This is a genomic window from Corynebacterium pseudopelargi (genome assembly GCF_003814005.1).
Taxonomy (GTDB): Bacteria; Actinomycetota; Actinomycetes; order Mycobacteriales; family Mycobacteriaceae; genus Corynebacterium; species Corynebacterium pseudopelargi.
Window position 1 is genome coordinate 2,204,276 of the sequence record NZ_CP033898.1, and the last position, 26,050, is coordinate 2,230,325.

General features: G+C 58.9%; 21 protein-coding genes, 1 tRNA gene and 1 other RNA gene. 10 read left to right on the forward strand and 13 right to left on the reverse strand.

The window, feature by feature from the left end:
- The first annotated feature begins 53 nt into the window (after positions 1–53).
- From CPPEL_RS10370 to CPPEL_RS10380, 4 genes are all read left to right on the forward strand, one after another.
- Positions 54–623 (forward strand): RNA polymerase sigma factor, encoded by a 570-nt coding sequence (locus CPPEL_RS10370; protein ID WP_123961323.1) that lies wholly within the window; start codon positions 54–56, stop codon positions 621–623.
- 576 nt (positions 624–1,199) lie between these two features.
- A complete protein-coding gene (locus CPPEL_RS11235; protein ID WP_206608930.1) occupies positions 1,200–1,550 on the forward strand; it encodes a hypothetical protein in 351 nt (116 codons plus the stop codon).
- Positions 1,551–1,589: 39 nt separating this feature from the next.
- Complete coding sequence (locus tag CPPEL_RS11185) at positions 1,590–1,736, forward strand: hypothetical protein (protein ID WP_164470419.1); 147 nt, start codon at positions 1,590–1,592, stop codon at positions 1,734–1,736.
- A 20-nt stretch (positions 1,737–1,756) separates the two neighbouring features.
- Entirely contained in the window at positions 1,757–2,356 is a 600-nt protein-coding gene (locus CPPEL_RS10380) for a hypothetical protein (protein WP_123961049.1), read from the forward strand.
- 239 nt (positions 2,357–2,595) lie between these two features.
- Here the strand turns inward: CPPEL_RS10380 and CPPEL_RS10385 are convergent, their stop codons facing one another.
- Together CPPEL_RS10385 and CPPEL_RS10390 are read right to left on the reverse strand one after the other, a co-directional pair.
- On the reverse strand, positions 2,596–3,627 hold the full coding sequence (locus tag CPPEL_RS10385) for an aspartate-semialdehyde dehydrogenase (RefSeq protein ID WP_123961050.1): 1,032 nt from the start codon (positions 3,625–3,627) through the stop codon (positions 2,596–2,598).
- 26 nt (positions 3,628–3,653) lie between these two features.
- Positions 3,654–4,919 (reverse strand): aspartate kinase, encoded by a 1,266-nt coding sequence (locus tag CPPEL_RS10390; RefSeq protein ID WP_123961051.1) that lies wholly within the window; start codon positions 4,917–4,919, stop codon positions 3,654–3,656.
- Between the two features lie 105 nt (positions 4,920–5,024).
- Between CPPEL_RS10390 and CPPEL_RS10395 the strand changes: the two genes are divergently transcribed.
- Positions 5,025–5,876: a DMT family transporter gene (locus CPPEL_RS10395; RefSeq protein ID WP_123961052.1), complete on the forward strand. Its 852-nt coding sequence runs from the start codon at positions 5,025–5,027 to the stop codon at positions 5,874–5,876.
- A gap of 12 nt (positions 5,877–5,888) precedes the next feature.
- Here the strand turns inward: CPPEL_RS10395 and CPPEL_RS10400 are convergent, their stop codons facing one another.
- Positions 5,889–7,010, reverse strand: a complete 1,122-nt coding sequence (locus CPPEL_RS10400; protein ID WP_245990446.1) for a hypothetical protein — start codon at positions 7,008–7,010, stop codon at positions 5,889–5,891.
- Between the two features lie 418 nt (positions 7,011–7,428).
- Here CPPEL_RS10400 and leuA point away from each other — a divergent pair, with 418 nt between their 5' ends.
- Positions 7,429–9,153: a 2-isopropylmalate synthase gene (gene leuA / locus CPPEL_RS10405; protein WP_425453827.1), complete on the forward strand. Its 1,725-nt coding sequence runs from the start codon at positions 7,429–7,431 to the stop codon at positions 9,151–9,153.
- Positions 9,154–9,241: 88 nt separating this feature from the next.
- Here leuA and CPPEL_RS10410 read toward each other — a convergent pair whose 3' ends face one another.
- Positions 9,242–11,101, reverse strand: coding sequence for an immunoglobulin-like domain-containing protein (locus CPPEL_RS10410; RefSeq protein WP_164470420.1), 1,860 nt, complete (start codon positions 11,099–11,101; stop codon positions 9,242–9,244).
- A gap of 1,132 nt (positions 11,102–12,233) precedes the next feature.
- On the opposite strand from CPPEL_RS10410, the gene CPPEL_RS10415 reads away from it, so the two are divergent.
- Genes CPPEL_RS10415 through CPPEL_RS10425 form a run of 3 tightly spaced genes read left to right on the forward strand, consistent with a single transcriptional unit; the run spans position 12,234 to position 15,532 of the window.
- Entirely contained in the window at positions 12,234–13,508 is a 1,275-nt protein-coding gene (locus tag CPPEL_RS10415) for an exonuclease domain-containing protein (protein WP_123961055.1), read from the forward strand.
- An 11-nt stretch (positions 13,509–13,519) separates the two neighbouring features.
- A complete protein-coding gene (locus tag CPPEL_RS10420; RefSeq protein ID WP_123961056.1) occupies positions 13,520–14,794 on the forward strand; it encodes a Mur ligase family protein in 1,275 nt (424 codons plus the stop codon).
- Positions 14,795–15,532: a type 1 glutamine amidotransferase gene (locus tag CPPEL_RS10425; RefSeq protein ID WP_123961057.1), complete on the forward strand. Its 738-nt coding sequence runs from the start codon at positions 14,795–14,797 to the stop codon at positions 15,530–15,532. It abuts the gene before it with no gap.
- Here CPPEL_RS10425 and recR read toward each other — a convergent pair.
- From recR to ffs, 6 genes are all read right to left on the reverse strand, one after another.
- Positions 15,529–16,185: a recombination mediator RecR gene (gene recR, locus CPPEL_RS10430; protein WP_123961058.1), complete on the reverse strand. Its 657-nt coding sequence runs from the start codon at positions 16,183–16,185 to the stop codon at positions 15,529–15,531. The two genes, CPPEL_RS10425 and recR, sit on opposite strands and share 4 nt — an antisense overlap.
- A gap of 70 nt (positions 16,186–16,255) precedes the next feature.
- Positions 16,256–16,576 (reverse strand): YbaB/EbfC family nucleoid-associated protein, encoded by a 321-nt coding sequence (locus tag CPPEL_RS10435; RefSeq protein ID WP_123961059.1) that lies wholly within the window; start codon positions 16,574–16,576, stop codon positions 16,256–16,258.
- A 64-nt stretch (positions 16,577–16,640) separates the two neighbouring features.
- The gene (locus tag CPPEL_RS10440; protein WP_123961060.1) at positions 16,641–18,728 is read right to left on the reverse strand and encodes a DNA polymerase III subunit gamma and tau; all 2,088 of its coding nucleotides are present in this window, start codon (positions 18,726–18,728) and stop codon (positions 16,641–16,643) included.
- Positions 18,729–18,808: 80 nt separating this feature from the next.
- Positions 18,809–19,360 (reverse strand): suppressor of fused domain protein, encoded by a 552-nt coding sequence (locus CPPEL_RS10445; RefSeq protein ID WP_123961061.1) that lies wholly within the window; start codon positions 19,358–19,360, stop codon positions 18,809–18,811.
- A gap of 32 nt (positions 19,361–19,392) precedes the next feature.
- Positions 19,393–20,655 (reverse strand): aspartate aminotransferase type Ic, encoded by a 1,263-nt coding sequence (locus CPPEL_RS10450; RefSeq protein WP_123961062.1) that lies wholly within the window; start codon positions 20,653–20,655, stop codon positions 19,393–19,395.
- 58 nt (positions 20,656–20,713) lie between these two features.
- Positions 20,714–20,810: signal recognition particle sRNA small type (ffs, locus tag CPPEL_RS10455), an RNA gene on the reverse strand.
- 164 nt (positions 20,811–20,974) lie between these two features.
- On the opposite strand from ffs, the gene CPPEL_RS10460 reads away from it, so the two are divergent.
- Positions 20,975–21,063: transfer RNA gene (locus CPPEL_RS10460), tRNA-Ser, on the forward strand.
- A gap of 1,039 nt (positions 21,064–22,102) precedes the next feature.
- On the opposite strand, the gene CPPEL_RS10465 is transcribed toward CPPEL_RS10460, so the two are convergent.
- Genes CPPEL_RS10465 through CPPEL_RS10475 form a run of 3 tightly spaced genes read right to left on the reverse strand, consistent with a single transcriptional unit; the run spans position 22,103 to position 25,970 of the window.
- Positions 22,103–22,918, reverse strand: coding sequence for an SPFH domain-containing protein (locus tag CPPEL_RS10465; protein ID WP_123961063.1), 816 nt, complete (start codon positions 22,916–22,918; stop codon positions 22,103–22,105).
- Entirely contained in the window at positions 22,915–23,556 is a 642-nt protein-coding gene (locus tag CPPEL_RS10470) for a hypothetical protein (protein ID WP_123961064.1), read from the reverse strand. Before CPPEL_RS10470 ends, CPPEL_RS10465 begins: the two co-directional genes overlap by 4 nt.
- Positions 23,553–25,970, reverse strand: a complete 2,418-nt coding sequence (locus tag CPPEL_RS10475) for a nitric-oxide reductase large subunit (protein WP_123961065.1) — start codon at positions 25,968–25,970, stop codon at positions 23,553–23,555. Before CPPEL_RS10475 ends, CPPEL_RS10470 begins: the two co-directional genes overlap by 4 nt.
- Between the last annotated feature and the right edge of the window lie 80 nt (positions 25,971–26,050).

Here is a 26,050-nt window from a genome sequence, read left to right on the forward strand (position 1 = left end):
GCACCCCCGGCGAAAACTCAATCGGAAGTTTGACTGCTAAACTCACACACACCATGGATGCTCAGCAGCAACATAACGACGAAGCCGTCACGGCCCTGGCCTTAAAGGCAGGCCGTGGCGATCGCGCTGCGCTTACCGAGTTCATCCGTGCCACCCAAGGCGATGTATGGCGCCTGCTCGCCCACCTTGGCGGCACCGCCATTGCCGACGACCTCACCCAAGAGACTTACCTGCGAGTAATGAAAGCGCTGCCGCGCTTTGCCGCGCGGTCTTCTGCCAGAACGTGGCTGCTTTCACTTGCCCGCCGGGTGTGGGTAGACAATATCCGCCACGACATGGCCCGCCCGCGCAAATCCACCGCCGAGGTAGAAGACCTCCAACGCAGCACCTCTTTGGAATCCAAATGGTCCGAGTGGGTAGATGTGCGCATGCTCATTGATAATCTGCCCGAGCAGCAGCGCGAGGCGCTGATCCTTACCCAGGTCTTGGGTTATACCTATGAAGAGGCAGCCAAGATCGCCGATGTTCGTGTTGGCACCATTCGCAGCCGCGTGGCGAGGGCCCGCAAGGAGCTCATCGAGGCGCACGGAAGCAGCCAGCAGCAGGCCTCATTTGGCGCCTAGGTCCGATCGATAGGGCGTTTCTTCGCGTTACACGCTACCCCCGCTTGCTACCCCCGCTTCAACGGGCGCTTTTATTCGCTTTGTCTTAGATTCCGCACCAGCGCCGCGTGCGCGCTATGCGACAGCGCCGGATTCAGTGCCATCGATCACAATCATTTCTTTGCGCTACTGAAAACGTATATTTGCCAAGCTCATCCGAAAGTTCGAGCCTTGCGAACATGTCACGCAAAATATTTTTGTAGCAGAATGAGCATATTTTTAATATGGTCTCAAAGTTATTGCATAAAAGTGGCTCCGTCTCGGCATAAAATCATTGGCCGAGACGGAGCTTCACTTAGCAAAACAGCGCGCGGTGTAAAGTTCACCTGGAGTTCAATTATGGCCTTTACCTGCACAAATACATCTCGCTTGAGAAAAAGTGGCGCCAAATCTTGGCAAGTGGCTTGTTTTTTACTCCAAGGCCTATTGCGTTAAAAAAATGGCGATTTTATAATCAAGCCCACGTCATCCTGAATTCCAATTCCATTCCACAGGAGACGTAAGTTCATCCCACTCATCTCACATAAGGAGAGATTCATGAAGATCCGCAAGATTGCGAGCGCCGCACTCCTTTCCATCGCTGTTTCCGTTGCCGGTGCTGGCCTTGCCAACGCAGACGAAGTGGCTCCGGTAGAAGCCACCGACACCGCCGTCACCGCCGAGGTCGAGGCCCCGGCTGCCGAGGCCCCAGCCGCTGAGGCTGAGCCCGCCGAGGAAGCACCTGCCCAAGAGCAGCCTGCCGCCCCGGCTGAAAAGCCCGAGTTCTCCTCCTCCGACAAGGCAAACGCCTTCTCTTCCGAGATCACTCCCGACAACGTCACCAGTGTATTCGGCAAGGTCGTTGATCTCGTTTCGGCAATCCTCGGTTTTGTGGCAAAGGTCGCATAAAACACTCGTTTTCTTCACTAGCACCTAGGAGACACGCTCATGGGAGCAACTGAATACCCAATGGAAAATGTGCCTTTGGATCCCGCGCACGACCCCATCCCGGTAACCCACTGGTTCCAGGAAATCGGGCCGCACCTCCTCGACGCAATCCAGGCAATGCTCGGCTTCGCCACCGGCGTGGTCTAAACACAAGGAGCGTTTCTCACATGAAGGCCAAATCTCTCATCGCTGCCGGAGCAATGGCGGCAACAATGGCCCTGGGAGCACAGGCGGCTGTGGCTGCGCCTTTTGATCCGCTGACTTCCTCCACCGATGGCCGCCCTTGGTGGGATCCCACCAAGGTCATCGAAGTGCCCGTCAACCCGGACCGTGCCGAAGGCCACGTGGATAGCGTGAAGTTCACGGACCCTCAAGGTTCCCACACCGTACACATGGTGCCCAATGCACCAACCCAAGCCGTAGTGCAGGCAGAAGCCTCCGGATTTACCCCCGGGCTCTACTACACCGTCCGCGTGACCCTGCGTGAAGCAGGCACCGGCGCCGACTGGGGTGTGTACACCTGGCTTACCTATAAGGCCACCGACGAAGGCAAACTCCACATCAAGCTCAACACCTATATCCCTTCCCGAGCGCAGTCTGGGGAAAAGGTGGTAGCAGTACCCACGGTGTATAACGCCAATGATGTGCGCCAAGATGGTCGGCCAAACAAGCAAGACCCCAAGTGCGTGTTGGAATGCAAGCGAGTTCCTCCGCTTGCCGCTTGGACCAACTACAACGATCCCCAAGCAACGATCACCATCGGCTAGCGGGACAATCCCCTCAACTAGAAAGGACCTCGCATGGAGGTAGGACCTGCACCATTTCCCGGTTACTTCGACCAGGATGCAGCACAATTCGCTGTGGCCATTGTCAAGGTCATCCTTGGCAGCATCGGCCAAATTCACGGCGTGATGTAACACGCCCCCGCGTGAGATTCACGCAAAACACACTGTAGACACACCAAAGCGCTCCCCGATTCTTCGGGGAGCGCTTTGATTATTCGCTCTTAGACCAGAAGCTCTGCAATCTGGATGGTGTTCAAGGCGGCACCCTTGCGCAGGTTATCGCCTGCCACCACGAGCACCAGGCCGCGGTTATCGTCTACCGACTGGTCCTGGCGGATGCGTCCCACCAGCGAAGGATCAATGCCAGCGGCATCGAGCGGCGTTGGGACGTCGACAAGCTTGACACCCTCGGCATGCGCAAGGATTTCCTCGGCACGCTCAGGGGTAATGGCGCGGTCGAACTCGGCGTGGATGGTAAGCGTGTGGCCAGTAAAGACGGGGATGCGCACGCAGGTGCCGGCGACTTTGAGCTCGGGGATGCCCAAGATCTTGCGCGACTCATTGCGCAGCTTCTGCTCCTCGTCGGTTTCCTTGGAGCCATCATCTACCAAATTGCCGGCAAAAGGCAGGGCGTTAAACGCGATCGGCTTGACGTAGGGGCCTAGATCTTCAGTCTCAAGCACCGAACCATCGTGGGTGAGCTCCACATCGCGATCGCCGATCTCTGCGGTTTGCTTCGCCAGCGTCTCCACACCGGCCAAGCCAGAACCAGACACGGCCTGGTAGGAGGAAACGTGCAAGCGCACCAGCCCGGCCTCATCGTGCAGGGGCTTGAGCACCGGCATCGCCGCCATAGTGGTGCAGTTGGGGTTAGCGATGATGCCCTTGTGCAGATCGCGGACCTGCTCAGGATTGACCTCGGATACCACCAAAGGCACCTCATCATCCTTGCGCCATGCAGAGGAGTTATCCACCACGGTGGCGCCTGCCTCGGCAAAGACCGGAGCCCACTGCTTGGAGGTAGAGCCACCGGCAGAAAACAGCGCAATGTCGATGCCGCGGAGGCTTTCAACGTCTTGTTGGGTGAGATCTTCTACCTCTACCTCTTCGCCCTTGAAGGTGAGCTTGGTGCCAGCAGAGCGCGGGGAGGAGAAAAAGCGGATGCTATCGAGGGGGAAATCGCGGTCTTCGAGCAGGGCACGCATAACGCGACCCACCTGGCCGGTGGCCCCTACTACTGCAACAGTGGTCATGAATGTGTCCTTTTAAGAATTGAGGTTTAGCGGCCGGTGCCTGCGTACACGGTGGCTTCGGTATCGCCGCCGAGCTCGAAAGCCTCGTGCAGCACGCGGGTGGCCTCGTCTACGTCGGCTTCGCGGATCAGCACAGAGATGCGGATCTCGGAGGTAGAGATCAGCTCAATGTTGATGCCGGCATCGCGCAGAGCCTCGCAGAAGATAGCGGTCACGCCGGGGTGCGACTTCATGCCAGCGCCCACCAGGGACACCTTGCCAATTTGATCGTCGTACACGACGTTTTGCCAGTCGTTTTTCGCCTGCAGGTTGCGCAGCAGCTCCATGGCGCGCGGGCCGTCGGTACGCGGGCAGGTGAAGGTGATGTCGGTGCGGTTATCTTCCAGCGAGGAGATGTTTTGCAGCACCATGTCGATGTTGATCTCGGCATCGGCAAGCGCACGGAACACATCGGCTGCGGCACCGGGGGAATCCGGGATGCCAAGGACGGTAATTTTTGCTTCGGACTTATCGGTGGCTACACCGGCCAGCACTGCTTCTTCCACAGGAATATCCTCCATCGAACCGGCGACCAGGGTGCCGGGATCATTGCTATACGACGAACGCACGCGCAGCGGCACACCAAAGGCGCGCGCATATTCAACGCTGCGGAGCACAAGAATTTTGGAGCCGACTGCGGCAAGCTCCAGCATCTCCTCAAAGGAGAGCTTTTCAAGCTTCTGCGCATTCGACACGATGCGCGGGTCGGCGGTGTACACGCCATCGACATCCGAATAGATCTCGCACACATCGGCATCGAGCGCAGCAGCCAAAGCCACAGCGGTGGTGTCGGAACCGCCACGGCCTAGGGTGGTCACATCGCGGGACTCACGATTCACGCCCTGGAACCCAGCCACCAAGCAGATCTTGCCCTCGTCGAGCGCCTCACGCACACGACCTGGGGTGACGTCGACGATGCGCGCATTGCCGTGACGCTCGGTAGTAATCACACCCGCCTGCGAACCGGTGAAGGACTGCGCCTTCGCACCAAAGGATTCAATAGCCATCGCCACCAGCGCATTCGAGATGCGCTCGCCGGCGGTAAGCAGCATATCCATCTCGCGAGCCGGCGGAACGGGGTTCACGGCGGCGGCCATATCCAGCAGGTCGTCGGTGGTATCGCCCATTGCTGAGCACACCACGACCACGTCGTTGCCTTTCTTCTTAGTAGCAACAATGCGTTCAGCCACGCTGCGGATGCGCTCCGGGGTCTCCAAAGAGGAGCCACCAAATTTCTGTACGACAAGTGCCACGGGCATTGCCCTTTCTATCCCTACATGAATGTCGGCTTCATAGCTTACAGCCCTTTGGCGTGGTCAAGCGAAGTCGAGCCCCAATTAGGCGTTATAGTAAGGACAATGTTGGGAAATATTCTTGCAATGGCGTTCGCGCTACTTTCAGCCCTCACCATCGCCTGGGGCACCGTAGTCCGCCACCGCATTGCAGAAAACGCCCCAGCAGGAGGCTCACCATTCCTCCAAGCTATTCGACGCCCCGCCTGGTGGGCAGGCACCTTTCTAGCCCTAGCAGGCTACGGATTCCAAATCATTGCCCTGGGCTTTGGCGCCCTATTGGTAGTGCAGCCGATCCTCGTGCTTTCGCTCATGTTCACCCTGCCGCTTTCCGCACACTTCGCCGGAAGGCGCATCGCCCGCGATGAATTCCTCTGGGCACTCGCACTCACCATCGCCGTCGCCGTACTCGTGCTGCTAGGCCGCCCAGAAGCCGGCGACCCACAACCACCACTCGAACGCTGGATCCCAGCGATGGTCATTGGTGTTGTAGCGCTCATCAGCCTGGAGCGCTACGCCCAGCGCCAAATCAGGAACGAAAAAGCCCTATGGCTCGGCGTAGTCACCGGCGGCATCTACGGCTATGTGGCGGTGCTTTCCAAAGCCACCGTGGACATTTTTACCCACGAGGGCTTTCTTGCACTGCTCACCGCATGGGAGGGCTACACGCTGCTCGCAGGAGCCATCATCGGCACCGTAGTGCAGCAATACGCCTTTAACGCCGGAGACCTCAAAAACTCCCTACCAGCGATGACCATTTTGGAACCCATCGTCGCCTTCGCACTTGGCTACGCAGTGCTGGGAGAGAAATTCCAAGTCAGCGGCTTTAACTGGTTCTTTATGGCACTCGCGCTTGCCACCATGATCGTGTCTACGATCGCGCTTTCAAGAAAGGGCGTTGGGGCGCAAAAGAGCTAGGTGGCTTTCTTTTTAAATGGCCCACTGGAACACGCCCACCATGTAGGCGGAGATCAAGGCGCCTATGAGGCACCACAGCACCATCGCCCACGAAGGAAGGCGCCGCGCCAGGGGGAGCAGCAGCACCACGGCGGGGAGCAGCAAGCGCGGACGCGAATGCATAATCCCATTAGAAAGCAGCACATTGGCGCTAATGGCCACACCAAACAGCCAGAGGTGCCAGTCAAGCAACCCGGCGCGCGCCCACCACGTTGCCACCGGTAGGGTCACAAGTGCCGCGAGGATGATGGCGCTGCTGATGATGTAGCCGGGATTGCTGTGCCAGGTGCCAAGCCAGGTCAAGGTGGCGCGGCCAAAATCAAAGCCCGAATCCCAGCCCTGCTCCTGCATTCCGAAGTAGCCGCCCACCTCGCGCGTGTGCCAAGAAGCCCACAGTAGATAGGCCAAAGCAGGAAGCGCAGAGCATAAGCACAGTGCCCAGGCCTTGAAGCTGCGGCGGTGATACACCAGTACGCTTGCCGCAAACACCAGCCACAAGTCCACCGCCGTGAGGCGCACCAAACCCGCCAACGCCACCAACACCGCCGCCGGTAGGAGGCGGCGCTGGATTAGAAAGACCAAAGCCCATAAAGCGCAGGCCAAAAAGAGGCTTTCTGTGTAGACCATGGTCAAGGTGATTGCCATGGGCGCACCGAGCAGCAGCAGTGCACCATTGGGTTCGCGGCCACTTAAGCGCAGCATGGCCATGGTGGCCGCCACCCCTGCAGCGCAGGAGATAAACACGCCCACACCCGCATAACTGATGGGCAAGGGAAGCCAGTGCACCGCGCTAAACAGCACGCGGATGGCAAAGGGGTACGCAGGGAAAAATGCCAAGCGATGCTGATAGATCTCTGGATCACTTGGGCCTGTGCCATCTGCACTGAAGTAGCCAAAGCGAGCAATTGCCACATATTGTTCGCCATCCCACTTGGCCAGATAATCCAAGGCGTGAGCAGGATTCATGGCCACAAGCAGCCCGAAACGAACCACGGCTGTGACAAGGAATAGCCACAGCGCAAGGCGAAAATCCGGATGCAAGGCGCACGCCACACGGCGTGTGAGCGCGTGCCTTGAAGTGTGGGCAGTAGGCATCAGCAGCAACTGTAGCGCTAGATGTTGGGAGCCGGTTGTTGCTTGGGCGGGGCGCGCTCGGGGTGGTGAGGTCGGGGTGGCGAGGTCAGGGTGCCGGTGTCGGGGTGGCGGCGTGCCGGACGCCGGGGCGAACTCACATTTTGGGATAGTTCGTCTCATTTCTGTGCTAGGGTGTGAGACATGCAACGCGCGGACCTATTGCTTAGTCGCCGCGGCGGGCCCTCCTTCTAGCACTGAGCTGGCTCCCGTCGCGGAGTTTCGCTTTGGCCGGCTCAGTCACCACCACCTTTTACACAAGAGTTGAGAAACGATTATGAGCCGAAACGACACCTTCTTCTCCGCACCCCGCTCCATTGAAACCCCAGCCGGCGACTTCAACCCAGGCCAAGCGGCCTGGAATAAGCAGCGCGGCTCCAATATGGCCACCAGCCGTTACCAGCCCTTCCACCAGGAAGTAGAGGCCATTGATCTGCCCGATCGCACCTGGCCATCCAAGCGCATCGAGGTAGCACCCCAGTGGTGCGCGGTGGATCTGCGCGATGGCAACCAGGCGTTGATTGATCCGATGAGCCCCGAGCGCAAACGCCGCATGTTCCAATTGCTGGTGAAGATGGGCTACAAGGAGATCGAGGTGGGCTTCCCCTCTGCATCTCAAACTGACTTCGACTTCGTGCGCGAGATCATTGAAAAAGACATGATCCCCGACGACGTCACCATCCAGGTACTGGTGCAAGCCCGCGAGCACCTGATTCGCCGCACCTTCGAGGCCTGCGCCGGCGCCAAGAATGTGATCGTCCACTTCTACAACTCCACTTCTAAACTGCAGCGCAAGGTGGTCTTCCGCAAAGACCGCGAGCAGGTAAAGAAGCTGGCCACCGATGCCGCCGAGCTGATTAAGGGTCTGGCCACCGAATACCCCGGCACTAACTGGCGCTGGGAGTACTCACCTGAGTCTTATACCGGCACCGAATTGGAATACGCCAAGGAAGTCTGCGACGCAGTGGTAGAGGTCATGGATCCAACCCCTGAGCAGCCGATCATTATTAATCTGCCCTCCACCGTGGAGATGATTACTCCCAATGTGTATGCGGATTCCATCGAGTGGATGCACCGCAACCTCAACCGCCGCGATTCCATCATCTTGTCGCTGCACCCCCACAACGACCGTGGCACGGGTGTGGCCGCTGCGGAGCTCGGCTACATGGCTGGCGCCGACCGCATTGAGGGCTGCCTGTTCGGCAATGGCGAGCGCACCGGCAATGTCTGCCTGGTCACCTTGGGCCTGAATATGCTCACCCAGGGCGTGGATCCTCAGATCGATTTCTCGGATATCAACCACATCCGCCGCACCGTGGAATATTGCAACCAACTGCGCGTGCCGGAACGTCACCCCTATGGCGGCGACTTGGTCTTTACTGCTTTCTCCGGTTCGCACCAGGATGCTGTGAATAAGGGTCTGGATGCCATGGCCGCGCGCGTGCGCCCCGGCGCCACGCACACCGATGTGGCGTGGGACGAGCTGCAAAGCGAGACGTGGGAAGTGCCGTATCTGCCCATCGACCCGAAGGATGTTGGCCGCGATTATGAGGCAGTGATCCGCGTGAATAGCCAGTCCGGCAAGGGCGGCGTTGCGTACATCATGAAAACCGATCACGGCATCGCGCTGCCTCGCCCCATGCAGGTGGAGTTTTCTTCCGTGGTGCAGCGCGTGACCGACGCCGAGGGCGGCGAAGTGAATTCCAAGAATATGTGGGACATTTTCGCCACCGAATACCTGGAGCGCTCCGAGCCGCTGGAGGCCTTGAAGATCACGGTCCGCGGCGATGAAAACGCCCAGGTCGAGGCCTTGGTTCGCTTCCGCGGCGAGGAGGTCAATATCGCAGGCACCGGCAACGGCCCTGTGGCCGCGTACTGCAACGCGCTTGAGTCTTTGGGTATCGACGTCGAGGTGCAGGAATACTCCCAGCACGCCCGCACTTCCGGCGATGATGCCGAGGCCGCTGCCTATGTGCTTGCCGACGTCTCCGGTACCCCAGCGTGGGGCGTAGGCATCGCTGGTTCTATCACTTATGCCTCTTTGCAGGCCGTCACCAGCGCCGTGAATCGCGCTGCCGCTGCACCTGCAGTAACCGGCGGGGTGTAGATAGCAAAGCGCCCGTTCCTTCGCGCTACTTTGCGACGAGGAACCGGGCGCTTATTGCTGCTCTCTTTTCAAGAGCAGCAATAGGTGTTTAGGACTGCTTGCGGCGACGGCTAAGCAGGATTCCGCCACCTACCAGTGCCAAACCAACCACGACGATGCCGATGACGGATGCGCCGGTGTTAGCAAGGTTGCGGTAAGCAGGCTGCTGCTTGTCTTGGGTTGCGTGACCAGCCGTTGCATCGTTGGAGGAGTCGGACTGCTGCTCGTCCTTGGTGGGAGCACCATTGTCGTCCTTGTCCTGCCCCACCACTTCCACAGTCTTTTCAGACTTGGTGCCATTCGAGGCAGTCACCGAAAGGGTGATGTGATAGGTGCCGGCTACCTCAATGTTGACGTCGCTGGCTACCACCTTGATGGAACCGGTGAGGTTGCCGTCGATAGCGGAAGAAGCGGTTGCGTGCAGCACTGCCACCGGATCATCGAAGTTGATGCCGACGTGCAGATTTACTACAGCAGCAACAAAGATGTTCACCGAAGAATCTTCAGCTTCATCCTTGGGCTTGACGTGCACGTCCACTGCCTTGGTGGTGCTTGCACCATCGGAGTCGGTGACCTTGAGCACCACGCGATAGTTGCCGGGAGTGTCAGTATCAACGTCGTTGGACACGACCGTGATCTCGTCGGTGATGTCGCCGTCCTCTTGATCCTGAGCCTTTGCCTTGAGCACTTCCACCGGGTCGGAGAAATCCGCGCCTTGGTCAATCTCGACCTTCTCAGGGCCCTTGATCACTGGGGCGGCGTTGATCTTTTCCATCTTGGGCACGTACTTGACGGTCACAATCGTCTCATGGCGTGCGCCATCGCTGTCCGTGACGGCAAGAACCACGTTGTATGTGCCAGGCTCATCCGGATTGACGTCCGAGGAGGCCTGCTCGATCTTGTCGGTGATATCGCCATCTTCGGGATCGTAGGCAGTGGCATTCAGATTGTCGAAAGAGTAGGGCGTGCCAACCGGGAAGGTGGTAGGACCATTGACGGTGATGGTGGGGGTCTCGTTGATCTGCTTCTTCGGGGTGATGGTCACCGGGATGAAGATCTTGGTAGTCAATCCACCGCTGTCAGTTGCTTGGTACACCACCTGGTAATCGCCAGGAACTTCTGGGTTCACAGTGTTTTTGAGCAGCTCGAGGCTATCGCTTATGTCGCCATCTTCTGGGTCAGTTGCCTGCACAGAAAGGTCGATGGGGGAGAAATCGTAGCCTTCCGGGTAGGACATAGGCCCATTGACCTTGATGCTCGGGGCCTGGTTTTCCTCACCGTTGCCCGTGATGGTCACAGTTACAAAGCGAGATGCTCGGTTGCCAAAGCTGTCGTAGACCGCAAATTCAACCTCGTAGGTGCCGGGGCTGTTTTCGTTCACATTGTTGGAAACCACCTGGATATTCTGGCTGATGTCACCGTCTTCCGGGTCATTCGCCGTGGGCTTGAGATCAGCGATCGGATCAAAGTTGGTACCCACGGGGTAGGAAGTCGGGCCTGATGTCGTAATCGTTGGCACGCGATTAATCTCCACCGGTTGCGCCGGGGTTTCTGCAGGCGCTTCGCTTGGAGCTTCGGATTCCTCCGCAGGAGCATCCTCGGATGGAGTGGATTCCGCAGGAGTGTCGGGCGTCGAGGAGTCTGCATCGCTGTCGTTATCGTCCGTATCAGCGGGAGTTTCCTCGCTGGGCGCCTCAGTTTCCTCAGCAGGAGTCTCGGCCGGGGGTTCTGCAGGTGCTTCGCTTGAGGTATCGCCTGGGGTCTCGGGTGCAACAACCTCAGAGGCTGGTGCCTCAGATTCTTGCGCTGCCGCGAGTGGGGCAAATGCGGCTCCAGTTGCGAACATTAGTGAGGGGGTGGCGATTGCGGCAATAGCCTTGGCGCCAAGCCTTCTTGAACTCTTGGACATACTTCCGGCCTTTCTCAAAACCTGATTGAGGGGTACACCTATCAGGCTATGCAGCCGAACGTCTTTTTGCCAGAGATAGTAATTAAATTTGAATTTCCTCACTGAAGCAAACATGGTCAATTTCGCCGTTTTTATATTCCAAGCTGCGTAAATAAGAAAAATAGCAACTCTACTACTTTTTTACGATCTAAGAATTCACCCCTGCCTATGCTCCCTTCGTCTGATGAGTGAAAAAGAGCACGTTGCTTCGTTTTCAAACTTGTGCTCTTCGCACAAATAGCCCCTAAAACACAATATGCATATAACGCATTTTCTAGATTGATTTAGAGCCTCAAATTTGAGAACACAGCCACCCACGCAGAGCCGCGTTTTACGCTGTGCGCTGGCCAAATGAAACGCGCACTAAGTGAAAAACCTTTTAGCCCCCTGAACGAATACTGAGCCCTTTCCTTCTCCCAGCAATTCAAAAACAATCAGGGCCACCCAACACCAGAGGGGTGCACTTTCCCATGACGTTTGGCTTGCTACACCAGGATCCCGCCCCGAGTGACATGGGAAACGGCACATCCCACACCTCAACCACGTCCAATCCTCACCCGGTGTGCACTTTCCCATGACGTTTGGCTTGCTACAGCAGAATCTCGCCACAAATGACACGGGAAACTGCACACCCAGGCCACAAACCACGCCATATTTACCAGCCCCCGTGCACTTTCCCATGGCGATCACGATCTAATCCCGGTTTTCTTGCCCGAATGACATGGGAAACGGCACACCCCGAACCAAATCCCAAGCCCCGCGAACACCCGGCGTGCACTTTCCCATGACAATCACGACCCAATTCTGAAATTCCCACCCGAATGACATGGGAAACGGCACATCCCGAGCCAAAGCCCAAGCCCCGCTAACACCCGGCGTGCACTTTCCCATGTCAATCAGCATCCAAACCCGGAATTCCCGCCCGAATGACACTGGAAAACGCACACCCCGAGCCAAAGCCCAAGCAACCCCGCGTTTTCGCGGCCCTCGCCTCACAGCACAGAAGCCCTTGATCAACCCCACCCGATTAGCAAGCACGCTCCTCTTGAGCGCCGTTGCACTTAGTTGCTACGTGCACCGATACACTAGGCCCATGAGTGATGAGCAGCGGAATGAGCAGCAGGCGCAGCGCCAAGGCAGGCGCCGTCGGGGTGGGCGTCGCCGTCGGCCAAATCGCAACGGTGCTCAGCGCACCAACACCTCCAACAACGCTCAGCGCACCAACAACTCCAGCAATGCTCAGCACAGCAACAACTCCACCAACAACACACAGCGCAACAACGCTGCCCAGCAGAATCAGAAGCAACAGTCCAATGCGGGCGCGCAGAAGCAGCAGCGTAGGAAGCAAACGACCCCGAGTGTGGATCGTGAGGCGATTGAACGCGCGCCCTATGTGGCGCTTTCGGTGCGCAGTTCTGGGATTCATCCTTCAACGTCGCGGCTGGTCAGTATTGATGCGGTGACGTTTTCTGAAGATGGTGAGCAGGTGGAGCAGTTCCATGTGGTGCTCAATTCGGGTAAGGATCCTGGCCCGTATCATCTGCATGGTTTGCGTGAGGATGAGATTGCGCAGGGTAAGCGCTTTGGTGAGGTGCTCAAGCGCGTGGATAAGCTCATCGATGGTCGTGTGCTCTTAGTGCATAATGCTCCGCGGGTGTGGGGTTTTGTGGTGTCGGAGGCGCGTCGTGCGATGGCTGAGGCGGCGCGGGCGAATCGGCAGCGGGGTCGCCAGCAAAAGCGGCGTCAGCGTGTGGGTCATGTGCCGCAGCCGCAGGAGATTGTGGATACCTTAGCTTCGGCTCGCAGGCGCGGGCTGCAGTTTGCGGATACTCGGGTGCTGAATGTGGCTAAGGAGTTGGGTCTTGAGGCCCCGCCTGCGCAGGCAAGCGTTGCGCGCACCAAGCTCAGTGAGGCTGAAACCAGCCGTGAGGAAACGTTGATGATCGCCCGGATGTTCTTCGTGCAGCGCGCTTGGCAGGTGTTGGCTGTGCAAACTCCTGATGAGCTTCGGGCGGATAAGTTCGGGCTGCAGCGCTCGGATGTGCGTATCGATGCCACTCATGTGCCCCGTGAGTATGAAAACCCCGGTGTATACACCCCTGAGCGTGGTTTGGTGCAGGGCATGGAGGTGGTGGTAGCCCCGGAGATTGCGATGGATCCAGATGTGATCATTGAGGCCGCTGTGCGTGAGCACTTGGCGTATAGCGAGAAGCTGACTCGTCAAACTTCGGTGGTGGTGTGTAATAAGCGCGCCGATTTGGTGGGTAAGGCGATGCACGGGGATCGCAAGGGTATTCCGCTGCTCAGTGATGAGGAGTTTTTGCAGGCCTGTGAGCACGTGGCGGAGGGTAAGCGCACAAAAGACTAGAATTGCTCGGCATGACGTTACCTTCTGTGTCTTTTGGCCGGATTCGCAGTGCGCTCGCTGTGTCTGCGGCGAAGCTTGCTACTCAGGCCTCGCGCGCTACGGGCCGGGGTTCTGGCGGCATGATCGGTGGTTTGGTTGCAGAGAAGATCGACCCGAACATCATGCTTTCTCTTGGTGGCGATCGCCCGGTGGCGCTGGTGACCGGCACGAATGGCAAGTCCACTACTACTCGCATGTTGGCTTCTGCTTTGCGCACGAAGTTCACGGTGGCCACCAATGAGGGTGGCGACAATATGGATGCTGGCATCATTTCTGCGCTTTTGGCTGGCCGCGATGCTTCGCATGTGGTGCTTGAGGTAGATGAGTTGCATGTGCCGAAGGTGGCCGAGCGTTTGAAGCCGCAGTGTCTGGTGTTGCTGAATTTGTCGCGCGATCAGCTTGATCGTGTGGGTGAGATTAACAAGATTGAGCGCGCCCTGCGCGAGTGCGTGAACGCCCACCCGGATATGACGGTGATTGCCAATTGTGATGATGTGCTGATTACTTCCATCGCCTTTGATGCCCCGAACGTTGTGTGGGTTTCTGCAGGTGCTGGCTGGCTTGGCGATGCAGTCTCGTGTCCGCGCACCGGCGGCCACATCGTGCACGATGGCAAGGATTGGTATGCGGTAAAGCCGCTTGCCGACGGCCGAACGTTCCGCCGCCCAACGCCTACCTGGGCGATCACGCCCGAAGGCATCCAGCGCGACCAAGACGAGCCTGTGGCTTTGCACTTGGCTCTGCCCGGCAACGCCAACCGCGGCAACGCCACCCAGGCGGTGGCCGGTGCTGTGGAGCGTTTCGATATTGCTTTAGACCAGGCCGTGGCAGCGGTAGAAACCGTTGATGACGTAGCAGGCCGCTACTCCACCATCACCTTGGGCGAGCACCAGATTCACTTGCTCCTGGCGAAGAACCCCGCTGGCTGGCAGGAAGCTCTTTCTATGGTGGATCGCAGCGCCGAGGGTTTGGTCATTGCGGTCAATGGCCAGGTGGCCGATGGCGAGGATCTCTCCTGGCTTTGGGATGTCAAGTTCGAGGAGCTCGAAACCCTCGCCGTGAAGGCCTCCGGCGAGCGCGGCACCGACTTAGCCGTGCGCTTAACTTATGCCTCTGTGCAGCATGAGCTGCTCAAAGACCCTGTCGAGGCCATCCAGGCCTGCCCGCCTGGCCGCGTGGAGGTGTTGGCCAATTACACTGCCTTCCGCGATCTCAAGCGCGCGCTCGAAGCCAAGAAGGAGGCTTAAATGCTTAGCATCGGACTGATTTTGCCGGACGTTCTTGGCACCTACGGCGATGATGGCAACGCCCTCGTGTTGCGCCAGCGTGCCCGCATGCGCGGCATTGATGCAGAGATTCGGCCCATCAAATTGGGCGAGGCTGTGCCCGAGTCGCTGGATGTCTATTGCGTTGGCGGCGGCGAAGATACCGCCCAGGTGCTGGCCTCTGAGCACTTGCGCAAGGATGGCGGCCTGATCCGCGCCGCCAACGCCGGGCGCCCTGTGCTGGGCATTTGCGCCGGTTTGCAGGTCCTTGGCACAAGCTTCCGCGCCTCTGAGGGCATCGTGGAAGGTGTTGGGCTTATCGACGCCACCACTGTCTCCCTAGAAAAGCGTGCCATCGGCGAGGTGCAGTCCTCGCCTACTGGCGCTGGCATCACAGCGCAGCTCGACCAGCCGCTTACTGGCTTTGAAAACCACATGGGTGCCACCCTCATCGGCCCGGATGCACAGCCGCTGGGCAAGGTGACAAGGGGCATTGGTAATACTGATGCCTTTGGCGCCAAAGATGATGGCGCGCAGGTTGGTGTTGAAGGCGTGGTGCAAGGCAGCGTCATTTGCACCTATATGCACGGCCCTGCCCTAGCACGCAACCCCCAGTTGGCAGACCTATTGCTTGCTCAGGCCATGGGCAAGAGCTTGGCAGACCTTGAGCCTTTAGATATTGAGGTGGTCGCACAGCTTCGCAAGGAGCGCATGCGCTAGAGCTTCAATCGCCCGCTTAGCGCCCTGGATAAGGTCAGTTCGTCGACAAACTCCAGGTCGCCACCAAGGGGCATGCCGGAGGCCAAACGCGAGATCACGAGGTCGGGGAAGTCCCGCAGAAGGCGCGCCAAATAAGAAGCGGTGGCTTCTCCCTCGGTGTTCGGGTCGGTGGCGATGATGACTTCGGTGATGCGCGGGGGAGCGTCGAAAAGCGGCTGTTCAGGGGTGGAATCGGCCAGCTCACGGTCTTGAACCACCTCGCCGATGCGCTGCAACAACTGGGTGATGTTCAGCTCGCGCGGGCCGATATTGGCCAGCGGATCAAGCGCGCCGCCGAGCACGTGATAGCGGCCATTGAATTCGCCGGTGCGCTCAATAACCTGGATATCTTTGGGCTCTTCAACCACGCAGATCAAGCCGCGATCGCGCGAAGAATCGGCGCAGATGCGGCAGACTTCGGCCCGGGAAATATTGCAGCAAATGCGGCAAAACGTCACGCCCTCGCGCACGGCCCCAAGCGCTGCCTGCAAGCGCTCAATATCTGTGGGCTCCACATGCAAGAGGTGAAAGGCGATGCGCTGCGCAGACTTCGGCCCCACGCCAGGTAAGCGCGAGAATTCATCAATCAAGTCTTGCAACGGGCCTTCAAACACGGGGCGATCCTTTCCAGCGTGCAGGAATAAGAAAACGGCCAGCCAGGCGCTGGCCGTGAACAAGGTGGGCTTAGAACATTCCGGGCATGGTGTCGAACATCTGCTGCACTGGGCCCATCTTCTGCTCTGCGAGCTCGCCAAGCTTGGTGTGAGCATCGGCAAACGCACCCATGATCAGATCCTGCAGGGTATCCACATCCTCTGGGTCTACAACCTGCTTGTCAATGCTGATGTTGCGCATCACGCCATTGCCACCAAGGTCAATGCTGACCAAACCATTGCCAGCGGTGCCGGTGACGGTGGACTCAAGAATTTCCTGCTCGGCGGCCTTCAACTGTGCCTGCATCTGGGCTGCCTGCTGCATCAATTCATTCATATCGGGCTGAGTCATATTCACATTGCCTTTCAGGTGTGCTGTTAGAAAATTCGCTCGCGCCAAGTGTACTAGACAGCCCTTAGAGGGGCTTTGCACCCAACTCCTGGCCAAGCAGATCCATGGCCACCGTCAACGCATCGCGATGATCGGCGCTTTTGGCACCATCGCGCACCTCGCGCAGCATCTCCTCTTCTTCCTGCTCGCGGCTGCGCTGCTCAGGCTCAGGCTCGGGCTGGGGCTCTGGTCGTTTGGGCGCCGGCTTCGCCACAGGCTCGGGCATCCCTTCGTCTGGGCCGTAGCCATAAAAATCATCGGGCTCAGGCGGCAAGGGGCTGCCGTCTGAGAACGTGGCCGGCTCGGGCTCAGGTTGAGGGGCAGGCTCAGGGGCAGGGCTCGGTGCTGGTTCCGGGTCGGCATTGCGGCCGATTTGCACCGGGGTGCCCCAGCCATCGTCGTCTTCTTCTTTTTCAGGCTCTGGCGCTACTGCGGGAGGCTCAGTGTGCGCCTCGGGCTCACTGAACCCCGCGTCTTTTGGGCGCTGCCCCACCACACATTCCACCGCGACATCGCTGCCGGTGATCTCTCGGATTGCCTGGACAAGCACCGCATTATTGGAAGGATCATTGAGCCTTGCAGCCAGCGCCCCGGTGTTGTGGCCGATGATTAAGGTGCCTTCGCGCTGGCCGAGCACGCGGGCCTCGGTAAGCATGATGCCTGCCACGGCCTTCTTTTGGTGCACGAGTTTGCGGATCTCCGCCCAATGCTCGCGGGCGAGTTCTTCCACATCTTGTTGTGCCGCAGGCTCCGGCGCAGGCGCAGGCTCAGGCACCGCCGCAGGCGCAGGCGTCGCTGCAGGTTCAGGCGCAGGCGCAGGCTCCGGCTCCGGTTCGGGCTCGGGTGCTGGCTGCGACTGCGGTTTTTGGGCCGCGGCCTCGGCCTGCTCGCGCTGCTGGCGTTCGCGCTCCTCGCGGGCTCGACGCAAGGCCTCGCGGTCGTATTTGCTCTTGCGCGCAGGCTGGGGGCTTTCTGCCGGTGCAGCGGCGGGCGCTTCGGGGGCTGCCACTGCCGGGGCTTGCACGCCAAAGATCATCTTGGCGCAGAGGATTTCCAGCAGCAGGCGCGGAGAAGTCGCGCCGCGCAGTTCCGTCATGTTTTCGTTGACCATCGACGCATAGGCGGCAATGCCGCCTTCGGGGAAGGCGTTCGCTTGCTCTTTGAGCGTCTCGTGGCGGTCGGCGGGGGCATCAACGAGCCCGGAGTCAAGGGCTTCGGGCACAGCTTGGAGCACCATCAGATCACGCAGGCGATCCAGGAGATCGGAGGTGAATCGGCGGGGATCGATGCCGGCTTCAATGACCTCATCGACCACTGCGAACAGTCCTGCCTTGTGTTGGTCGGCGAGGGCTTCCACGGCGGCGTCGATAAGCGAATCGTCGGTTACACCCAGCAACATGCGGGCAGTGTCGTAGCTCAAGCCCTCGGGGCCAGCACCTGCCAGGAGCTGGTCTAATACCGAGAGCGTATCGCGCGGCGAACCCCCGCCGGCGCGGATGACGAGGGGGTAGACGGCATCGTCAATGTGGGCGTGCTCGGCGGCGGCGGTGCGCTGTATAAGTCCGCGCATGGCCTGGGGAGTAAGCAGGCGGAAAGGATAGTGGTGGGTGCGCGAACGGATCGTGCCAATCACTTTTTCGGGCTCAGTGGTGGCGAAGATGAAGATCAGGTGCGCCGGTGGCTCCTCGACGATCTTGAGCAACGCATTGGCACCAGAGTTGGTGATCATGTGGGCTTCGTCGATGATGAAGATGCGATAGCGCGACTCAGCCGGGGCGTACATGGCGCGATCGCGCAGCTCACGCATGTCCTCCACGCCGTTGTTACTCGCGGCATCCAGCTCGGTTACGTCCAAGGTGCCAGGCCCGTTCGGGGCCAGCGCCACACAAGAAGCACACTTGCCGCAAGGGGTAGAGGTAGGCCCTTCGGCGCAGTTTAAAGAACGCGCAAGGATGCGCGCCGAGGAAGTCTTACCGCAACCACGCGGCCCAGAAAAGAGGTAGGCGTGGTTAATGTTGCCGCTATCAAGGGCACGCGAAAGCGGGACGGTTACCTGTTCTTGCCCCACAACCTCCGCAAAAGAGCCGGGGCGATACTTCCTATACAAAGCCACGGACTAAACACTACCTACCCACCACCGATTTGCTCCCAGCGTGGGGAAAGTATCACCCGAACAGGCCACATCGCAGCAGCTCAGCGCTGCCAATCTAGAAGATCAACGCCCTGCTCCCCCAAGGCCTGCTGCAAGGCCGAAACGCCGTAGGTCACGGCGTAGTCATATTCTTGATCTGTAAGCAGCACCAATTGCAGCATCACCACCAGGCGGCCAGCCTCGCTAAAACGCGGCACCTGCTCGCCCCACACATAGGGCACCACAAACACCCCATGGCGCACCGAAGTGCCCTCCAGCTCCAAGCCGGGCACCATAGTGCCGGGCTTAGCCGGCACCATGCCCAGAAGCTTTTGGTTAAAGGCAGCAAGCTTGGCGCACACCTGCTGCAAAGCGCTCACAGCCACCTCAGCATCCACGCGGCCCACAGTGAAGATCTCACTGCGGATCGCAGCGCCCTCGTCCTCAGAGTGCAGGCCCGTGTCTACCTCATTGAAGTTCAAGGTGGTGGCGAGGATTTCGCCGCCCAAATCGGAAACGGCCACGCTCACCCCACAACCAGGCTCAGCGGGTACTTCTTCGAGGTTGCCGGGGAAAACGCCCTGCTGCCACAGCAGCGATGCCTCTAAGTCCATGGGGAATGCTCCTGGTGGGACGTCGACAAGCTTTAAGCAGCCTCAAGCGCTGCCAGCAATACGCAAGTAGCGAAGCCATCCATCGCCACCTCAAGCTCCGAAACCGGCGGCAAAGAGGGGGCGAGGCGAATGTTCTCGTTGTTCGGATCCTGCTTCAAGGGGAAAGAAGAACCAGCGCCGGTAAGCGAAATACCAGCCTCGCGCGCAAGCTCCACCACACGCGAAGCCGTACCAGGCACCACGTTCACGCTAATGAAATAGCCACCCTCGGGCTCAGTCCACTCAGCGGCACCGAAAGGAGCCAAGCGCTCATTGAGGATCTCCAGCACACGAGCGAACTTCGGAGCCAAACTGCCAGCGTGCTTACGCATCTGCTCATACACGCCCTCAGGGCCACCAAAGAACTCCACGTGAGCAAGCTGGCTCACCTTATTCGGGCCAATGCCACGGATATTGGCGTGCTCGGAATACCAGTCCAGGTTCTCCTTCGAAGAAGCAAAGAAAGCCACGCCCGCACCCGCCAAAGTGATCTTGGAAGTGGAGCTCATAAACCAGAAGCGATTCGGGTTGCCGGCCTCTGCGCCCATGCTCAGCACATCGTGGACCACGGGGAAAGTATCAGTGAGGGTGTGCACGGCATAAGCGTTATCCCACACGATGCGGAAATCAGGCGCCGCGGTTTCCATGGAAGCAAGCTCGCGGCAGACCTCCTCAGAGAAGGTAATGCCCGTGGGGTTGGCGAAGACGGGCACCGTCCACATGCCCTTGACCTGCGGATCCTTGACCAGTTCGCGCACCACGTCCATGTCCGGGCCGTCTTGGGTGAGCGGCACATTGATCATCTCGAAGCCGAAGTGCTCAGTGATGGAGAAGTGACGATCGTAGCCGGGCACGGGGCACAGCCACTTGACTTTGTCCTCCTGGGACCAGGGGCGCTCGGAATCGTTGTTGCCCCAGATATACGACCAAGAGATCAGGTCAAACATGATGTTCAGGCTGGAGGCATCGCCAGCCACAATGTTCTCCGCGGGAATGCCCAGCACCTGGGCCCAGAGGTTACGGATCTCCTGGATACCGACCAGGCCGCCGTAGTTGCGGGTATCCACACCAGATTCGGTGCGGTAGTTCTGCCCCGGCAGGCTCAGCAGCTCGTTGGAAAAGTCGAGTTGCTCAGAAGAGGGCTTGCCGCGAGTGAGATCGAGGTTGAGGTTCTTGGCCTTTAGATCCTCGTATTGTTGGCGAATCTCTTCTGCATGTTCCTGCAGTTTCTGGGTATTCAACGCGTCGATGCTCATGTGCAGCCCTTTCTCTTCGTGTGCACTGGGCTTTAAGTGTAACGGCTCCCCCGCCCATTAAAAAGGGACTCCGCACACCCGCCAGAGCCCACTGACCCTTGCTGCATTCCTGCCCTGGGGGAGTTCATGGGATAAGCGCCATGCGAAGTCCTGCCCAAGACAATAGCGCAGCAACGTCCCATTTGCCATTTCGCTCCTTTTTCCCTAGCTTTTCGACGCCCAAAGCCCCCACCACCAGCCATTTTGCATCGGGGCGTTCCGTGAGTACACTAATCCCGGTACGCACTTCGCGCGCCTTTGCGCAAGAAGCGCTCACGCTGGAGGATTCGACTAGCGGCCTATGTCACACGCCTGGAACGCGTGCGGGTTTCACGACCCTCGTGGGTTCAAATCCCACATCCTCCGCCAACACAAACACCCCGAGCTCCGGCTCGGGGTGTTTCTGCGTTTCGGGTGCGGGGTGTGTTGGGGGCGCAAGTGTTGGCTCGATGTGGCGGGATGTGGCGGGATGTGGCGCGCTGTGGCGCGTGCACTTTCCCATGTCGTTTGGCTTCTAGGTTCCGGATTCCGCCGCGAATGACACTGGGAAGTGCACACCCCGGGCCTTAAACCCAGCCCAATCCTCAGCCACCGTGCACTTTCCCATGACAATCAACACCAAATCCCCGGATCTCGCCACGAATGACACTGGAAACCGCACACCCGGCGCCTTAAACCCAGCCCGATCCTCAGCCAGCGTGCGCTTTCCCATGACAATCAACACCAAATCCCCGAATCTCGGCGCGAATGACACTGGAAAATGCACATTCTGTGCCCCGGCCGCCCCAGTTTCAGCAACCTGTGTGCACTTTCCCATGGCAATCAACACCAAATCCCCGAATCTCGGCGCGAATGACACTGGAAAGTGCACACCCCAGCCACAAACCACACCGAATCCCCCACCTCGTGTGCACTTTCACATGGCGATCAGCTCGCAAACCGGAATTCCTATCCCGAATGACACTGGAAACCGCACACCGCACTCCAAAACCCACCCCATTCCTGAGCCACCGTGCACTTTCCCATGGCAATCACGAGCCAATCCCCGATTCTCGCCACGAATGACATGGGAAACGGCACACCCCAGCCACAAACCACACCAAATCCCCAACCCGCGTGCACTTTCCCATGGCAATCAACGCTCAATCCCCGAATTTCCGGCGAAATGACACCGGAAAGTGCACACCACCCACCACCCTCCTAGCAGCATTTGGGCAGCGCTGAATCGCTTCTGGCGTGGCGTTGACGAGCTGCTCGCGTCCAGGGGTGCATCTTCAAGGATTGCGCTCGCGTCCAGGGGTGCGTCCTGGTCAATCACGACAGGGGTCGGCCCAAAAGGGCCGACCAAAAGGAAAAGAGCCAGCCAAAGGCTGGCTCTTACTTTCCTCCAAATTGCTTCTGTGCTTGCCTATTCACTTTCGGGTTGTTTGCCGGTGATTTTGGGCAGGGGGATGCCCATTTGTGTGGCTTTGTCCATGAAGCCTTGCATGATGTCGATGGGCAGCGGGAACACGATGGTGGAGTTCTGGTCGGCGCCGAGTTCGAGCACTGTTTGTAGGTAGCGCAGTTGGAGTGCGGCTGGTGCTTTTTGTAGTTCTTCGGCGGCTTGGCGTAGTTCCACGGAGGATTGGAGTTCGCCGTGTGCGGAGATCACTTTGGCGCGGCGTTCGCGTTCGGCTTCGGCTTCGCGGGCGAGGGCGCGTTGCATTGCTTCGGGGATTTCTACGTCTTTGATTTCCACGATGCGGGTTTCTACGCCCCAGCGGGTGGTTTGGCCGTTGATGATTTTGCGCAGGTCTTCGTTGAGTTCTTCGCGGTGTGCGAGGAGGTCGTCAAGGTCGGCGCGGCCGAGGAGGGAGCGCAGCGTCGTTTGTGCGATCTGTGAGGTGGCTACTGCGTAGTTTTCTACCTCTAGCACCGCCTTGAGTGAGTCGAGCACTTCGAACATCACTACGGCGTTCACGCGCACGGAGACATTGTCTTTGGTGATGATCTCCTGTGGCGGGATGGTGAGGGTGACTACGCGCTGGTCTACTCTTTCGAGCTTGTCCACGCCGGGGATGAGGAAGTGCAGTCCTGGTTCCATGAGTGGTTTGACGTGTCCGAAGCGAAATGCGACGCCGCGTTCGTATTGTTTGATCACTTTGATGGAGTAGGAAAGCAGTACCACCAGGATGGCGATGAGGATGCCGGCCATGATTGGCCAGAATACGAGTGCGCTCATGGGCGCTTCCTTTCTTGGGCAAGTTTGCGTGCGTCGGATCCGTAGCGGCGTGCGTAGCGATCCACCGCTGCTTCGATTTCTGCCTGTCTGTCATCCAGGTGGGGCACATGCACTGTGGTGGGGAAGTTGGAGGGCGTGTTCCATAGGTGTTTGGCCAGTGGGATGGTGCCGCCGATCATGATCACGAGCACTGCGCCGATGAGGAGCAGGTCTGCGATTGTGTGGTATTGGATCAGGGAGACCAGTGGCAGGATGAGTCCCATGAGCGCTACCCCTAGTGCGATGCCGCGGTGGAATCGCCCGGAGTCTGAGTGTGGCCAGGGGTCGAGTTGTCTGGTTACTTCGCGTCCGTGTGCGCTTGCGGTGCAGCTTTGTTTGACTGGGCAGTTGTTGCACACGGTGGGGTGTGCGCGGTAGCGCATTACTCGGTTTTCTGGGTCGAAGCTGGATGGCCAGAGCCAGTGGTCTTCGGGGCATTGCCAGGCGTCGTGTTGTTCGACGTAGCGGAAGGTTCCGGTGCGCATGTCGCTGGTTCTGTTGGAGGTGTGTTGCGCCATGCGGTCGAAGCCCCACGCCACCCCCAGGAGGAAGATGGCGTAGGCGCCCGCTAGCCAGGTGAACACGTCTGGGGTGTTCACTTTTCGACGCCCCCGCGTGGCTCATCTTCAGCGCGCCGATCAACGCGGCCGTGCCCGCCTGAGACCAGACCCACCTGTGAGTGTGCTGGGGTGTTGGTGTCGGGGGCGTCGTCAAGCGAAATGACGGAGTAGAGGGCGTTATCGGGTTGGGTATCCACGGTGGGGATTTCTTTGTTGTGCAGCAGGCCTTTGAAGCCCATCCACAGCAGGGGGAAGATGCCGGCGAGGAAGAGCACATCGCCGGGCAGGCGCAGCCATTCGAGGATGGCGTTGCCAGGTTGGGTGAGATAGCCCAGGGAGCGGGCCTCCACATAGCCTTCGCCCACGGAGTGGTAGAGCTGGACAATGCCCAGTGGCAGCAGCGAAATCACCACCATCCACAACAAACCAATGTTGAGCAGCCAGAAGCTTAAGCCCATGAGCTTGTCGTTCCAATAGCGCTTGGGCAGCAGGTAGCGCAGGGCAAATACTCCAAGGCCGATGGCCATGAATCCGTACACGCCCATCATGGCGCCGTGTGCGTGGTTGGCCGTCAGCGCGGTGCCGATTTGGTAGTAGGAGACGACGGGGAGGTTGACCAAGAAGCCGAACACACCGGCGCCGAGGAAGTTCCAGAAGCCAACGGCCACGAGGAACAGCACAGCCCAGCGGTGCGGGAAGGGGCGATCGCCGGAGGCGCGCTGGCGCGAACCCAGTTGCAGGAAGGTCCATGCTTCTACGGTGAGCAGAGTCAGTGGCACGACTTCTGCGGCTGAGAAGAAGGCGCCTAAGGCCATGTGCTCCACGGGCGTGCCCGAGAAGTAGAGGTGGTGCATGGTGCCGATAACGCCGCCCACGGAATACAAGATGATGTCGAGGTAGATGATGCCCAGGGCGATGCGCTCGCGGATCACGCCGAGCAGCACGAAGACATAGGCCACCATGATGGTGGTGAAGAGCTCTAAGAAGTCTTCAACCCAGAGGTGCACGACCCAGAAGCGCCAGAATTCGGCAACGGAGATGTGGGTATCGGAGCCGGCGAGCATGCCTACGGCGTAGAAGCCGGGGATGGTCAGGCCAGAGAAGAAGAAGAGCCAGGGCATATTGGACTTGTGCTCGCCTTTGAGGCGCCCGTGTAGGGAGCGGAAGATCATTGCGATCCAGATGAACATGCCTGCGGTGAGCAGGATCTGGAAGAAGCGCGGCAGATCTAAGTATTCCCATTGCTGGGAGAACAGCGAGCCTTCGGGCACTTTGCCAAATGCGGAGAGCCACTCAAATGCCATGGAGCCGAACACCACGAAGGCGATAGCCCCCAGCAGGATCCAGGCGAGCACGCCTTGTTTCTTGGGTTCTTTCTTGGCAATAAATGGTGCGAGGAATAGCCCTGCTGCGAGCAGACCGCCGGCGGTCCAGAGTAAGGAGAGCTGGAGGTGCCAGGTGCGGGCGACGTTATAGGGCAGGATTTCTTGCAGTGGTAATCCGAAGAAGCCGGTGATTTCTGCGCGGTAGTGCTGCACTGCGGCGCCGAGGAAGGATTGGATCAAAAACAGCAGCACGATAACGAAGAAGAACCAGGCCACTACTTTTTGAGATTTAGTAAGGCCTACTTCTCCTGGTTGTTTGAAGTCGAGGTTGAGCTGTTCTTCTGAATGCCAGCCGATTTGCTTAGACCAGCGCCCGTAGATGGCGAAGATTAATCCGGTGCCGCCGATCAGTGCGATGAGGGAAAGCACTGACCACACCACGATGTCGGCAGTGGGGCCGTTTTCTACGCGGGGTTCTGCTGGCCAGTTATTGGTGTAGGAGTAATCCAGGCCGGGGCGTTCTGCTGCGGCAGCCCACGCGGTCCAGCCAAAGAATGCCGTGAGGTCACGGATGTCTTCTTTGTTGGTGATGAAGTCTTTGGGCAGGCCGTGATCGAAGGAGTTGGTACCGAAGTAGTCCAGGTAATACTGCTGTGCTTGCTCGAAGGCTTTGATCTGGTTATCGGTCCACTCAAGTACGCCGGTGTCTTCGTTGTAGCGGTTGGTTCGGAATTCTTCTACCACTGCATCGTGGGCATCGGTGCCTTGGGGCAGTTCTGCTTTTGCAAATTCTTCTGCTGCAAGATCAGTGGCCATGCGCAGGTATTCGGCGGTGTAATCGGCGCCCAAGTATGCGCCGTGGCCGAGCACTGATCCGTATTGTTGCAGGCCGCGGGCCTGGAAGATTTCCTGCCCGTGGGTGATTTGTTCTTGGGTGATTAGCGTATCGCCGGTTTTTTCGGCAACGATTTTTTTAGGCAGCGGCATGGAGGCGTCGTAGGTGCGGTACGCCAAGAAGCCCATGACAAAGAAGCCAAGAAGCATGACCAAGGCGACACCTTGCACCCATGCTTTGCTCATGCTGAGCACTGGTTTGCTGCGGTCGGCGACCTCAGGGGTGGTGTTCATTCACGTGCTTTCCAAGGAGGGACAATGACACCACTATTATTTACGGCTTAATCCGTTTCTATTATTCGGCAGCGATTTTT

What these genes read in the sequence shown, in the direction of transcription:
- CPPEL_RS10370 (WP_123961323.1), top strand. Translation starts at nt 54, where the DNA reads ATGGATGCTCAGCAGCAACATAACGACGAAGCCGTCACGGCCCTGGCC.
- CPPEL_RS11235 (WP_206608930.1), top strand. Translation starts at nt 1,200, where the DNA reads ATGAAGATCCGCAAGATTGCGAGCGCCGCACTCCTTTCCATCGCTGTT.
- CPPEL_RS11185 (WP_164470419.1), top strand. Translation starts at nt 1,590, where the DNA reads ATGGGAGCAACTGAATACCCAATGGAAAATGTGCCTTTGGATCCCGCG.
- CPPEL_RS10380 (WP_123961049.1), top strand. Translation starts at nt 1,757, where the DNA reads ATGAAGGCCAAATCTCTCATCGCTGCCGGAGCAATGGCGGCAACAATG.
- CPPEL_RS10385 (WP_123961050.1), bottom strand. Translation starts at nt 3,627, where the DNA reads ATGACCACTGTTGCAGTAGTAGGGGCCACCGGCCAGGTGGGTCGCGTT.
- CPPEL_RS10395 (WP_123961052.1), top strand. Translation starts at nt 5,025, where the DNA reads ATGTTGGGAAATATTCTTGCAATGGCGTTCGCGCTACTTTCAGCCCTC.
- CPPEL_RS10400 (WP_245990446.1), bottom strand. Translation starts at nt 7,010, where the DNA reads ATGCCTACTGCCCACACTTCAAGGCACGCGCTCACACGCCGTGTGGCG.
- leuA (WP_425453827.1), top strand. Translation starts at nt 7,429, where the DNA reads ATGGCCACCAGCCGTTACCAGCCCTTCCACCAGGAAGTAGAGGCCATT.
- CPPEL_RS10410 (WP_164470420.1), bottom strand. Translation starts at nt 11,101, where the DNA reads ATGTCCAAGAGTTCAAGAAGGCTTGGCGCCAAGGCTATTGCCGCAATC.
- CPPEL_RS10415 (WP_123961055.1), top strand. Translation starts at nt 12,234, where the DNA reads ATGAGTGATGAGCAGCGGAATGAGCAGCAGGCGCAGCGCCAAGGCAGG.
- CPPEL_RS10420 (WP_123961056.1), top strand. Translation starts at nt 13,520, where the DNA reads ATGACGTTACCTTCTGTGTCTTTTGGCCGGATTCGCAGTGCGCTCGCT.
- CPPEL_RS10425 (WP_123961057.1), top strand. Translation starts at nt 14,795, where the DNA reads ATGCTTAGCATCGGACTGATTTTGCCGGACGTTCTTGGCACCTACGGC.
- CPPEL_RS10435 (WP_123961059.1), bottom strand. Translation starts at nt 16,576, where the DNA reads ATGACTCAGCCCGATATGAATGAATTGATGCAGCAGGCAGCCCAGATG.
- CPPEL_RS10445 (WP_123961061.1), bottom strand. Translation starts at nt 19,360, where the DNA reads ATGGACTTAGAGGCATCGCTGCTGTGGCAGCAGGGCGTTTTCCCCGGC.
- CPPEL_RS10450 (WP_123961062.1), bottom strand. Translation starts at nt 20,655, where the DNA reads ATGAGCATCGACGCGTTGAATACCCAGAAACTGCAGGAACATGCAGAA.
- CPPEL_RS10465 (WP_123961063.1), bottom strand. Translation starts at nt 22,918, where the DNA reads ATGAGCGCACTCGTATTCTGGCCAATCATGGCCGGCATCCTCATCGCC.
- CPPEL_RS10475 (WP_123961065.1), bottom strand. Translation starts at nt 25,970, where the DNA reads ATGAACACCACCCCTGAGGTCGCCGACCGCAGCAAACCAGTGCTCAGC.